10 protein-coding genes are annotated in these 12,552 nt (G+C 53.4%); all 10 read right to left on the minus strand.

The window, feature by feature from the left end; translation table 11 throughout:
- Positions 1-7: 7 nt before the first annotated feature.
- The 10 genes from Q0X64_RS08045 to Q0X64_RS08090 all read right to left on the minus strand — a co-directional run bounded on the left by Q0X64_RS08045 (position 8) and on the right by Q0X64_RS08090 (position 12,280).
- Positions 8-3,136: a CusA/CzcA family heavy metal efflux RND transporter gene (locus tag Q0X64_RS08045; RefSeq protein WP_297811085.1), complete on the minus strand. Its 3,129-nt coding sequence runs from the start codon at positions 3,134-3,136 to the stop codon at positions 8-10.
- A gap of 9 nt (positions 3,137-3,145) precedes the next feature.
- Entirely contained in the window at positions 3,146-4,372 is a 1,227-nt protein-coding gene (locus Q0X64_RS08050; protein WP_297811088.1) for an efflux RND transporter periplasmic adaptor subunit, read from the minus strand.
- Between the two features lie 3 nt (positions 4,373-4,375).
- Positions 4,376-5,635 (minus strand): TolC family protein, encoded by a 1,260-nt coding sequence (locus tag Q0X64_RS08055; protein ID WP_297811091.1) that lies wholly within the window; start codon positions 5,633-5,635, stop codon positions 4,376-4,378.
- A gap of 60 nt (positions 5,636-5,695) precedes the next feature.
- Positions 5,696-6,013 carry a hypothetical protein gene (locus Q0X64_RS08060; RefSeq protein ID WP_297811094.1) on the minus strand — a complete coding sequence of 106 codons (318 nt, stop codon included), beginning with the start codon at positions 6,011-6,013 and terminating at the stop codon, positions 5,696-5,698.
- Between the two features lie 124 nt (positions 6,014-6,137).
- A complete protein-coding gene (locus tag Q0X64_RS08065) occupies positions 6,138-7,121 on the minus strand; it encodes an MDR family oxidoreductase (protein ID WP_297811097.1) in 984 nt (327 codons plus the stop codon).
- A gap of 40 nt (positions 7,122-7,161) precedes the next feature.
- Positions 7,162-7,791, minus strand: a complete 630-nt coding sequence (ribA, locus tag Q0X64_RS08070) for a GTP cyclohydrolase II (RefSeq protein WP_297811100.1) — start codon at positions 7,789-7,791, stop codon at positions 7,162-7,164.
- 69 nt (positions 7,792-7,860) lie between these two features.
- The gene (locus Q0X64_RS08075; RefSeq protein WP_297811103.1) at positions 7,861-8,448 is read right to left on the minus strand and encodes an ABC-type transport auxiliary lipoprotein family protein; all 588 of its coding nucleotides are present in this window, start codon (positions 8,446-8,448) and stop codon (positions 7,861-7,863) included.
- Between the two features lie 16 nt (positions 8,449-8,464).
- Positions 8,465-10,123: an intermembrane transport protein PqiB gene (pqiB, locus tag Q0X64_RS08080; protein WP_297811105.1), complete on the minus strand. Its 1,659-nt coding sequence runs from the start codon at positions 10,121-10,123 to the stop codon at positions 8,465-8,467.
- Positions 10,116-11,453 carry a paraquat-inducible protein A gene (locus Q0X64_RS08085; protein ID WP_297811108.1) on the minus strand — a complete coding sequence of 446 codons (1,338 nt, stop codon included), beginning with the start codon at positions 11,451-11,453 and terminating at the stop codon, positions 10,116-10,118. Before Q0X64_RS08085 ends, pqiB begins: the two co-directional genes overlap by 8 nt.
- Positions 11,454-11,557: 104 nt before the next feature.
- Positions 11,558-12,280 (minus strand): hypothetical protein, encoded by a 723-nt coding sequence (locus tag Q0X64_RS08090; protein WP_297811111.1) that lies wholly within the window; start codon positions 12,278-12,280, stop codon positions 11,558-11,560.
- Positions 12,281-12,552 lie beyond the last annotated feature (272 nt).

Consider the following 12,552-nt stretch of genomic DNA (forward strand, 5'->3'; position numbering starts at 1 on the left):
CCGCTTCTCATTCTTTCGCACTGCGCCGATGTGCCAGCAGATAAATCGCCGGCAATACCACCAGGGTGAGCAAAGTCGATGAAATAATGCCGCCCACGACAACCGTCGCCAGGGGCCTTTGAACTTCAGCACCGGTACCGGTATTTAATGCCATAGGTAGAAAACCGAGACTGGCCACCAGTGCTGTCATCAGTACCGGCCGCAGGCGCTGCATAGCACCGCTACTGACCGCAATCAGCAGGGTTTCTCCTTTCTCTCTGAGTTGGCGGATAAACGACAGCATAACGATGCCGTTGAGCACGGCGATACCCGACAGGGCAATAAAACCAACGGCAGCGGATATCGACAGCGGCATGTCCCGCAGAGTCAGCGATAAAATACCGCCGGTCAGTGCCAGTGGAATACCGGTGAAGATCAGCAGGGCGTCCTTGAAGGAGCCGAAAGCACTGATCAACAGACCGAGAATCAATAAAAGCGTGACCGGCACCACGATGGACAAGCGTTTTGTTGCCGACTGCAACTGTTCAAAGGTGCCGCCATAATCAACCCAGTAACCGGCCGGCATGTTCAGCTGCTGATTAATCGCAGTCTGAACATCACTGATAAATGAAGCCAGATCACGTTCCACCACATTGGCGGACACCAGCACATGACGTTTGCCGTTTTCACGGTTGATCTGGTTGGGGCCGACAAACTTCTCGATATGCGCGATTTCACCCAGCGGTACATAGGATAAGTCCGGTTCATCGCTATTGGGCAGGGCTACCGGCAGTTTGGACAGATAATCGATATTCTGCCTTAAATCATCTGCAAGCCTGACCACCAGTTTGAAGCGTTTATCGCCCTCATAAATCAGACCCACATCACGCCCACCAATGGCCGTTTGCACGGTCTGCTGCATATCACTGATGCTGAGGCCGAGCAGGGCCAGATGATCGCGATCAGGTTCGACAGACAGCATGGGTAAACCGGTAATAGGCTCCATGCGGACATCGGCCGCGCCTTCCACAGTATTAATGACATTGATGGCTGACTCGCCAATCTGACTGAGTTGTTCCAGGCCATCGCCGTAGATTCTGACAGCAACATCGGCCCTGACCCCGGCAATCAGTTCGTTAAAACGCATTTCTATTGGCTGGGTGAACTCGTATTTATTACCGGGCACCACTTCCACGGCCTGACGCAGCTCATCAAGAAAATCAGCCTTGGTTTGAGTCGGGTCCGGCCACTCGCCACGCGGTTTGATAATAATGTAGGTATCGGCCACATTGGGCGGCATCGGGTCGGTGGCAATATCCGGGGTGCCAATCTTGGAAAACACCCGTTCCACCTGACCAAACTCTCGGATCACGCTTTCCAGCTGATTTTGCATGGCCACCGACTGTTCCAGCCCGGTGCCGCTGATCCGCAGCGCATGCATGGCGATATCGCCTTCATCCAGTTTGGGCAGAAACTCGGCGCCCATGCGTGTGCTGAGACTCGCAGTCCATACCACAAAGACCAAAGCTGCAATTGTGACAATTGACGGTGCCCGCATGGCCATGCCCAGAAAGGGTCGGTAAACAAAGCGGGCAGCACGCATCAGGATGTTCTCTTTGTGACGAACTTTACCCCGAACGAATATCGCCACAGCCGCCGGCACAAAGGTGACAGCAAAGATCAGCGCACCAGTCAGGGCAGCCATAACAGTAAATGCCATCGGTTCGAACATTTTGGCTTCAACACCGCCCAATGCAAACAAGGGCAGATAGACCAGCATAATGATCAAGACGCCGAACACGGCCGGGTTGAATACTTCCCGGGTGCTCTCACCGACTTCCTTCAGTCGCTCGGGCAAAGTCAGTAAGCGGCCTTTTTGTTCCTGGGCCAGGCCCAGCCGCCGCAGGGCATTTTCCACCACGATAACGCCGCCATCGACAATCAGACCGAAGTCAATTGCGCCCAAGCTCATCAGGTTGCCTGAGACCCGGTTAGTGACCATGCCAGTGACGGCAAACAGCATACTCAGGGGTATGATTAAGGCCGTGATAAATGCCGCACGGAAATTCCCCAGCAAGGCAAACAGCACCACAATGACCAGCAGGGCACCCTCAAACAGGTTTTTCTGCACTGTGGCAATAGTCTCATCGACCAGGGTGGTGCGGTTATAGACCGCTTCAGCTTTCACGCCTTCGGGCAGGCTTCTGTTCACCGCTTCCAGCTTTTCGGACACTGCCCTGGCGACTATGCGGCTGTTTTCGCCAATCAGCATAAAGGCGGTGCCCAACACGGTCTCCTTGCCGTTCTGGGTGGCGGCGCCGGTGCGAAGCTGCTTGCCCAGAAATACGGTTGCCACATCACCGACGGTGACCGGCATATCATCCCGCTTGGCAATGACTACCTTGCGGATATCATCAAGCGTCTTCAGCTGGCCCGGTGAGCGCACCAGCCATTGCTCACCATAACGCTCGATATAACCGGCCCCGGTATTCTGATTGTTCTCCATCAGTGCCTTGGACACATCAGCCAGGGTCAGTTTGTAAGCCAATAGTTTGGCTGGATCAGGCGCAACCTGGTATTCACGCTCATAACCACCGACGCTGTTGATTTCAGTAATGCCGGGCACAGTGACCAGTTGCGGCCGGATAATCCAGTCCTGGATCGTCCTCAGATCCTCGGCTGTATAGGGCTGACCATCCTCATTCAGGGCGTCGTCTTCCGCCGTAATGGCATAGGTGAAAATTTCACCCAGACCACTGGCGACCGGTCCCAGCTGTGGTTCGGCGCCCTGAGGCAGTTCACCACGAATCGACTGCAGCCGTTCACTGATTTGCTGACGGCCCAGGTAAATATCGGTGTCTTCCTCGAACACCACCGTGACCTGTGACAGGCCATAGCGGGACAGCGAGCGGGTATATTCCAGCGCTGGCAAACCGGCCATCGCATTTTCCACCAGGTAGGTGACACGCTGCTCGGCTTCCAGCGGTGAATAGCCCGGCACTTCGGTGTTGATTTGCACCTGTTTATTGGTGATATCGGGCACCGCATCAATGGGCAGTTGATAGGTGTTATAAACGCCCAGCCCGGCGATTAACAAGGTCAGCACCAGCACCAGCCAGCGCTGATTGATCGCAAAACGAATAATTGAATCAATCATTGCACGCTCCTAGTGACTGTGGCTGGCGCCATCTTTGAGCACTTCGGCCTTAAGCAGATAGCTGTTGCCGGTCACATACTCGGTACCGGCTTTGAGGCCGCCGGTGACTTCAACGTAGTCCTCATCCTGTCGCCCCAGTTGCACCATGCGCACTTCAAACACATTGCCAAAGCGGCCAAAAACCACCGGCATATCGCGGTAAGACTGAATAGCCGACCGTTTCACGGCCAGTGGCACCTCGATTTTTTCCATCACCACGCTGGCAATCACGTGCATACCGGGCCGCCAGTTGCCAACAGGGTTTTCAAGCGTGGCCCTGGCACGGGCAATGTGGCCGCCTGTCATCTGTGGTGACAGGTAGTCCAGTTCGGTTTCCACCGTTTTATCGCCATGCAGATCACTGACCAGCACTTTCATGCCTTTGGCTATCTGTTCGATATCCTGTGGAAACATCGACATCTCCACCCAGACGCTGGATAAATCGCTGATTTCCACCAGGGTGCCGATACTGGTGTGATCGCCGCTTTTTACAGGACGTCGGGTGACTTCGCCGGCAGAGGGACTGGTCACGGCATAGGTCTGCAGTGTCTTTTCATTGAATACAGTCAGCAGGCGTTGACCCTTTTTGACTGTGTCACCGGTCTCGACATTGACTGACTTCACAATCCCGGGATAAGCGGCATGCACATGAAACACGCTGTCTTCGGCCTTGCTGATAATGCCGTAAACCGTATTGGTCATCATCAGAGTCCGGGGACCGGCGGTCTCTGTTTTCACTTCTGACACCTCGAGCATGCGTGGCGGGATTTCGGCACGGCCTTCATAGCTCTCGAAGTGCCAGTGATAGCTCTCGTTCTGATACTGGGCCGTGACTTCAACGGCAAAGGAATGCGGCTCGACGATTTCGGTATCTCCCAGCAGATAGTCTGCCTCTGGCGTGAAATCGATCAGATCCTGCTGACCACCGGTGCGACTGAGGGTCACGGTCATGTTGATATCAGCGGGGGAGAGGGCAGTGCCATCCGGTGTAAACGGGTAGATCCGCATTTCCGGGGGAATGCCTGACTCAAAAATCGTGAGTTCAAGATTGAGCCCGTCGCTTTCCAGCAAACGGCCGCCATGCGGTCCTTTTGCGGCTTCTTCGTGACCATGGTCATCATTACCGTGGCCATGCCCACCGGCGGCAAACAGCGGCGCATGAAACAGCAGGGCGATGATTAAAAGATAAGATTTCATGGTTTATTCCTTATCAGCGGCGGCGGTAAGACTGGCACCGCTTAAGCGTTCTAATTCGAGAAACTGGAGATGCACGGCGTGTTGCGCCTCGATCAGCTGGCGTTCAATGGTGAACAATTCCTGCTGGGCATCGACCCACTGCAAAACACCGTATTGCCCCAGTTGATAGCCACGTTTCACCTCGGCCAGCAATGAATCAGCAACGGGCCGCAAATCGACCTGCAGCCGCTTCAGTGAGTCGAGGTTGTTGAGCATGGCGGCGTGAATACGGGATAAGGCGACTTCCAGTCGCGTGCGCAGAAGATCCTGGTTGGCCAGCTTCTCCTGGTATTGCGCCTGGGCACTGGCGATGTTGCCCTGGTTGCTGTCATGCCACTGCAAAGGCATTGAGAAGCTGAACAGCAGGGCATTATCGTTATTGCCTTCCTGACGCCGGATACCGGCACCAACAGTGACATCGGCCCGGCCTTCAGCCTGGGCAAGTGCCAGTCTGGCCTCATTGACACGCACTTCAGCCTGCGCCAGCAGGTAATCAGGTGTCTTTTGCAGCGCAGCCTCCAGCTGTGTCATGTCAGGCAGATCCGGTAACAGGCCTAACTCGCCCTTGACACCAGAGAATTCAGGCTCAGCCGCCCAGTGGGCTGCCAGCATTTTGAGTGACTGTGCGTGTTGGGCTATGAGTTCGGCCTGTCTGGATTCAGATTTGGCCAGCCGTAACTGCATGCGCATAACATCGGCCTGGCCCACCACACCGGCCCGGGCACGGCGCTGTATGACCGATACGGCGGCCTGTTCTGCCGCAATACGTTGTTGGTTCCAGTCAATCAGTTGCTGAAGCCGCAGGCTGTTGTAGTAATCACGGAGCATCGCAGCAATCACGTCGAGTCGCTTGACCTGATATTCATGCTCAATGGCAGCCGCCTGCCTGTCGACAACCTCAACGCGTCTTTCCGGCTTCTGACCCAGTTCGATCAACTGGCTCAGTGACAGCGAGATCTCAGTATTGCTCAGAAAACGGTTCTCACCGGTGCCTAGAACATTTTCAAGCTCGGCATTCAGCCTCGGATTTGGCTTCAGGCCGGCCTGCAGGGCCTGACCGTCGAGCGCACGGACGTGATAAGGGTAAAGCTGTAACTCAGGGCTGGCTTCCAGCGTCCTGCTGACCGCTGTGGACAGCGAGAGGGCAAAACACAGACCCGGCAAAGCAAGCAGCGTGATAGCTGCAAGCACACGCGTGGTGTGACTCAAAAATAATGATTTCATGATCCAATTCCATAACGGTTTCTGCGCACAGGGCGCATGAAAAGTTAACCAGGGAAAGGATCAGGCGTTGGGTGGCGGAATAGGGGGTGTATAACTGCGGGAGATGACTCTGGATGCAAAGTCGCTGTCTGCGATTCGACCAGAGCTGCTGAACATCATCAGGTTGTGCTCAACCAGATCAGCAGTCACATGCAGATTGAAGTGGTGTGCATGTTCGGCGCTGATATCGTGGTCATCGTGAGCGTTCGTGTTTGAATGTGGGTGCTCATGCGATGAGAGATCGAGGTGTGACTGTTCCAGCATGTGTTCATTCAGATGCAGAAAAGCCGCGGCAGTGGTCGAAAAGACCATGCAGAGGACGAGCAGCAAAGATGTCATAACCCGTGGCTTCATTGAAACGGCTCTGAATAAACTCTTTTTTATGGTATTGGCAGTATCAGCAGAAATCAAATTTCAGCTTTCGACTGGAAAGACGCGATTGCTTCGACGCTTTTCAGGGGCTTTAGTTCTTGATAGATACGACAATTCTGCCACGCACCCTTCCTGCCAGTAATGCCTCGGCTTTTTCTTTTACTTCCGCTAAGTAAATGGTCTGCGTTATCGATTCAAGTTTTGTCAGGTCCAGATCCTGTGACAGACGCTGCCAGGCTTCCAGCCGTGTGGCCTTGGGACACATCACACTATCAATACCGGCAAGCGTCACACCACGCAGGATAAAAGGTGCCACAGTCGCAGGTAAATCCATACCACCAGCCAGTCCGCAGGCAGTCACGACGCCACCGTATTGTGTTGTGGCACAGGCATTGGCTAACACCTGTGAGCCAACGACATCGACCACACCTGCCCAACGCGCTTTATCCAGCGGTTTGCCTGCTTCAGTCATCTGTTCTCTGGGCATGATCTCAGTAGCACCCAGTGATTTCAGGTAATCAGCCTCATGGGCCCTGCCAGAGAGGGCAACAACCTGGTAACCCAGCTTGGCGAGCACCGCAATGGCCACGCTACCAACACCTCCAGCCGCCCCCGTGACCAGGATCTCGCCTTTATCTGGCGTGACACCCAGTTGCTCCAGTTTCATCACACACAGCATGGCTGTGTATCCGGCGGTACCGATGGCCATAGCTTGTTGCATATCAATACCGTCAGGAAGTGGCACCAGCCAGTCACCGCTGACCCGCGCTTTTTGTGCCAAACCGCCCCAGTGTTTTTCACCTATACCCCAGCCATTGAGAATGACTTGAGTTCCAACGGTCAGGTCATCACGTGAAGACTCGCGTACTGTGCCCACCAGATCAATGCCTGGCACCATTGGAAATTGTCTGACCACCGGGCCTGACTGGGTGAGCGCCAGGGCGTCCTTGTAGTTGAGGGTTGAATAGGCCACATCGACCAGAACATCACCCTCAGGCAAGCTGTTTTCATCAATATCCACCAGGTCAGTGGTCACAGAATCAGTGGTTTTATCGATCAACCAGCCTTTAAACATAGGGGCTCCTTAACTGAGGAAATGAGGGGTGAGATAGTAATTAACAGTTCTGGCAGGGCTGCTCGCCGTCATGAGACAGATTCAGCTCATGCTGGCCCAGCGATTGTTTGGCTTTGAGGTAGCCGACATTATCCGACTTCTGATGCACAGCGGTATTCTGGGTGGCGACCACATCAATGCCATGCGCTGAAAGCTGCTGTGTTTTTCTTGGATTATTGGTGATGAGCTCAACCTTTTGAATATTCAAGGCTTTTAACATTTCTGCGGCTTCAGTGAAGTCTCGGCTGTCTTCCGCGAAACCTAGTTCCACATTGGCTGCGTAGGTGTCCAGCCCCTGATCCTGCAGCACATAAGCATCAAGCTTGTTATATAGGCCGATGCCTCTTCCTTCCTGACGCATGTACAGCAAAACACCGCCGAACTGGTCCAGCCTGTTGATAGCCTCATTGAGTTGTTCACCACAATCGCAGCGGGAAGAATGAAAGATATCACCGGTCAGACACTCGGAGTGCACACGGACCAGCGTGGGAGGATTGTCACCCGTCTCAGCGCGGTTAAAACGCAAAGCGACATGTTCTTTACCTGATTCCAGGCCATCAAAAGAAATAATTTCCGCCGGGACTTGCTGCTGGCCAACCTTGATATCGACGGATTGTCTGATAGCTAACATGACTATTCCAGTAATTCTAATCTGTTTTAAGTTGGGGGCGGATCGGCCCGGATACAAGCCCGGGTGTGTTCACGGCAAATCAAGCGTTTTCAATTCTTTAGCAATCAAAGCGGCCAGCTTATCAAGGTTCTGGCCTAGGGCGCGGACCAAAGCCGGATAACCGGGCTGCTTGAGTTCAGTGTCTAAACTGAAACGATTGAGTGCCACAAGCTCGCCCTGTTTGTTTTTCAATTGCCACTGGCCACTGGTGACGGCTGTGCCATCGTGGCGGCCATGAAATGCATCGATTTCAACGCTGAGACTTAAAGCTGCAGACTCCTGAGCCCCAACAACGATAAGCGTTTGCTGTTGCTGATTGATTCGCTCACGGAGGCCGCGATGGATCTGCTGCTGCAGGCTTTCTGCCCATACGTGGTTTTTGGCCTGATTCAGCGTAATGTCATCAAGCTGCAGAACCAGGCCTTCGTTATCGAGGAAATCTGTTAACGCAACCGCCCGGAGCTGGATAAGCGGCGCCTCACTCACCGCCGCGGATGAAGGCGACTCCGATAGAGAATCCGGCAGGAAGTAATGCTGTTTTTCCACCATTGGGTTAGTCGCACAGCTAGTGAGCAGCAAAAAGGCAAGGGCGCTAAGAAAAGGTTTAAATGTTGTCACTTGATGACCTTCATGGTTACGGTTTGGCAGCCGGCGGTTGCGGATCCTGCTCCGGACTTGGATTAAAAATCAATGCATTAGGCTGTTCTTTTAAAGTTCTGGCAAAGGGCTGTACGTCGCGAATCAGTACATTCAGATTGTGCAGAGTCTGACTCAGTTCCTGGTACGCCGGTGACTCGGGCGAGAGACCTTTGAGCGTTTCACGCAGTTCGTCCAGCGTCTGATTCATGTTTGCTGGCACTGACTGCAACTCGCTGTTGTTAACCAGTTGGTTGAGGCTGTCGGTTAGCAGACGGATGTCGCGGATCAGCGTTTCAGACTGATCCAGGGTATTGTCCATGCCCGACAATACCGGCTCGATCTGCAGCGCGTTGAGCTTATCCAGCAAGGTCGACACCTTGCTCTCAATTTGCGCCAGTCCGGTGGCCGTGGTGGGAATCACCTGACGACCTTCGAAAGTCTGGCTGGCCAGTTTGATGGTTTTGTCAGGTTGCAGATTGAGATCCACAAACAGGGCACCGGTCAGTAAGTTACCGGATTTGAGGCTGGCCATCAGGCCGTTATCAATCTCGCTCTGAATGCGTTGCTGCCATTCGTCGATATCAACTTTATGCTGTCCGCCCAGGCGCTGGGGTTCAAGGCTAATCAATACCGGTATAGCAAAATCATCCCCCCTGCGGCGCTCGGGCGAGGTAAAACGCCAGGGGACTGCCCGCACCGTGCCCACACGCAGTCCTCGAAACTCAACGGGCGCACCTTCGGCAAGGCCACGCACAGTGTCTTCGACCAGTAGTACATATTCCAGTGACTTGCTGAACATGTCCTGGCGAGCGCTTTCTTCATTGGCATAGAGCTGGTAGCGCTCGTCCGGCTGCTCAGAGGCTTCAGGCAGTTCTTCCAGCACACCGAAGGTCACGCCACCACTTATCAGTGCCTCCAGCGAGGCGATGTTGACTTCAAAGCCGGCTGAACTGATTTCCAGGTTCACCCCCTTGGCCGACCAGAAACGGGTGTTGGAAGTAATCAGCGCATCATAGGGTTTTTCGATAAATAGCTGGTGATGAACCTGTTTTGAAGCTTCGTCAAACTCAACGGTTTCCACGCGTCCGACGGTATAGCCCTGATAGGTCACCGGGTCGCCGACCCGCAGTGAATTACCAAGCTGACCGACTAGGGTGGTGCGAATGCCTTCATCACCATCAAGTGCAACCGGCGGTTGTTTAAGCACTTCAAACTTGCGTTTTCTGGTTTTAGAGTCGCCGGGGTCAAGCTGGATGTAGGCACCGGACAAGACCGTACCAAAGCCGGTGATCCCCTCGCGGCCAACACGCGGTTTGACGACCCAGAAGCGGGTGTTGTCCACTAACACATGTTCAGCGTCATGGTTGATGCGGGCAATCACCAGAGCATGGCTGAGATCATCAGAGAGCTTCACTTCCTCGACCCGGCCAATATCGACATTGCGGGTTTTGATTTTGGTTTTTCCGGCTTCAATCCCCTCGGCATTATTGATGGTGAGGGTAATCAACGGGCCGGTATTGCGGTAGTTATCAACAACCAGCCAGGCCCCCATTAAAGCGGCAACAATAGGGATAATCCAGATAGGAGAAAGCCGCGAAGCCTTGGTGGTTCTGGCTTTGTGTAAATCCGGGGTCTGTGACTGTTCGTCACTCATGAAGCGGGTCCTTTAAAACAGATACGGCAGGTTTGACGGGTTTATCCCAAATCAGGCGAGGGTCGAAATGAATGGCAGCCAGCATGGTTGATATTACCACCAGGCCAAATGCCAGTGCAGCCGGCCCCGGTGTAATCGACACAAAGTTACCTGCCTGGATTAAAGCCACCAGAATCGCCACTACGAATACATCCACCATCGACCAGCGACCGATAAATTCAACAATCCGGTACATACGAATCTGGTTGCGCTGGCTGATGTCATTGCTTTTCCCCACGCGCAAACACAGCCAACCCAGCGCCAGGATTTTACCCACGGGCACCAGGATACTGGCACAGAAAATAATAAAAGCAATCGGCCAGGAGCCGGCATTGATGAGATCCACCACGCCACCCACAATGGTTTTTGCCTGGGTCTGTCCAAGCCGGGTATTGAGCATGATGGGGTAAACATTAGCCGGAATATAAAGCAGGCAGGCGGTGATCAAGAGCGCCCAGGTGCGCTGTAAAGAGTAGGGGAGACGTTGTTGCAACTGTTCACCACAGCGCTCGCAAAACGCTTTGCCATGCATGGGAAAGCGCTGTAACAGGCCACAAGTACGGCAGCCGCTGAGCTGCTGCGAAGCAGCAGTCTGACCGGTCTGGGTACCTTCGGGTACCAGGGGCTCACCGGCAATAGCAAACCATAACCAGTCATCATCAATAGAGTGCATGGTGGTGAGTAACAAGACCGCAAAACTGCAAAACGCCCAAAAGCCAATCCCCAGAGAGACATCCGCAGTGGTGGCAATCTTAAACAGACTGACCAGTGCACCGATAATAAAGACATCCGCCATCATCCATGGGTGAATATGCTTCAATGAGCGGGCAATAAGCCGGCTGAAACGCAGTGGCGTACCCAGCAGCAACCCCGTCTGCACCCAGATAACACTGAGCAAATACAGGGCCGGTAAAATGACGATAGTCAGCCCCACCAACAGAGCAACTAAAGGCTGATCAAAGCTCAAGGACTGGGTCACTGTCTGACCCAAAAGAATACTTTTCTCTATGCCCACAGCTGAAAAGCTCACCAGCGGGAAAGCAAGCGCCATCAGCAATGCCATCAAAGCACTAAGTGCCAGGGCCATACTGCGTTGAACGGGGCGGAAATGACGATGAACAATTTTATGATCACAGCGGGGACACACCGCAGATTCACCGGCTCTTAATGCCGGTAAAGCCACCACCCAGTCACATTCCTGGCAGGCGCGCAGTCTTCGACGGCGGCCCAGCGATTCTGGTGAACCGGGCTCTATAAACTGATAAGCGGGTGATCTTTTATAGTGAGACACATCCACGTCCGGCTGGAGAAATAGTCTGATACACAGTATGCGGCCTTTGGTTCTAGTCCGTCGAGATCAGGCGGGTCCTGTTCTCCATAAAACATCTGTATAGCCTAGTGGATGACTTTATAGACTTCATCGTCGGCGCTAGCAGGACGAATCTCAACCGTGTCTTTATCCACGATGTTAACGCCGGCAAATATCACTGCGTTACTGAGTTTAGGCAGAAATGTCATATAAGTCGCATCCTCAGCAAGCTGGTAGCCAACCGTCTGCAATGGCGTATTCAGGTAGGGATAGTAGCCCTTAACCGCGATCAACCGATTCGCAGAGCGTGGATATGGAGAGGCCACATCATGCAGCATGACGTCAATCGCTTTTTTCAAGCTTTTCAGTATATTGGCATTCAAAGCTTTACCATCATCTGATAGCCAGCTTTCATCACCCCTGATCGGTTTGGCTGGCCCGCTTGAAGCAATATAACGACCTTGCCATTGGATAAAGTTGGTGCCACCGAACTTCAATTCTGCGTGCAAGACGATAAACGGTTTAATCATTTCCTCGCCCTGCAGCGTTAATATCACCGAGGATCTGACCTCCAGATAGGGCGCATCATCAGCGGGCAGGGAGGTATAACGCTGAGAGAGAACGGGACCGGCAATCAGTTCCCTGGCTATTTCCTGTGCAGGTTCTGTCAGCCTGACTGTCAGCGCCTGGCCGAGCTCGCTGTTTTTCCTCGCTGCCAGATCAAACCCGGCTGGCCCCAGAATGGATTCAACAGAGCGAATATCCTGATGTCCGGAGAGAATGACCTGGCTGTCGGGTATTTGATGCACCCCCATAGGCATGTCAAAAAGGGCAGAGAGCTTTTTGTCACTGAACTGCACGGTCATTAACTCGGACTGAGGTGGTGGCGGTATCAGCCTACCCGTCGTACAGCCGAGCAACTGTGTAAGCACAGCAGCTAATAAGAGTAATCTTGCAGTGGAAAACACTATCAATCCATTCGTCCAATAAGTGAACGTACAGCGTATGTAATTAGCGTAGAAATGTCATGCGCTTTAATTCAAAATCAACAATCACTATCTGAAATCCCCCTCAGGCTGAC

Origin of the sequence: uncultured Methylophaga sp. (assembly GCF_947259025.1) — a bacterium.
Classification (GTDB): Bacteria; Pseudomonadota; Gammaproteobacteria; order Nitrosococcales; family Methylophagaceae; genus Methylophaga.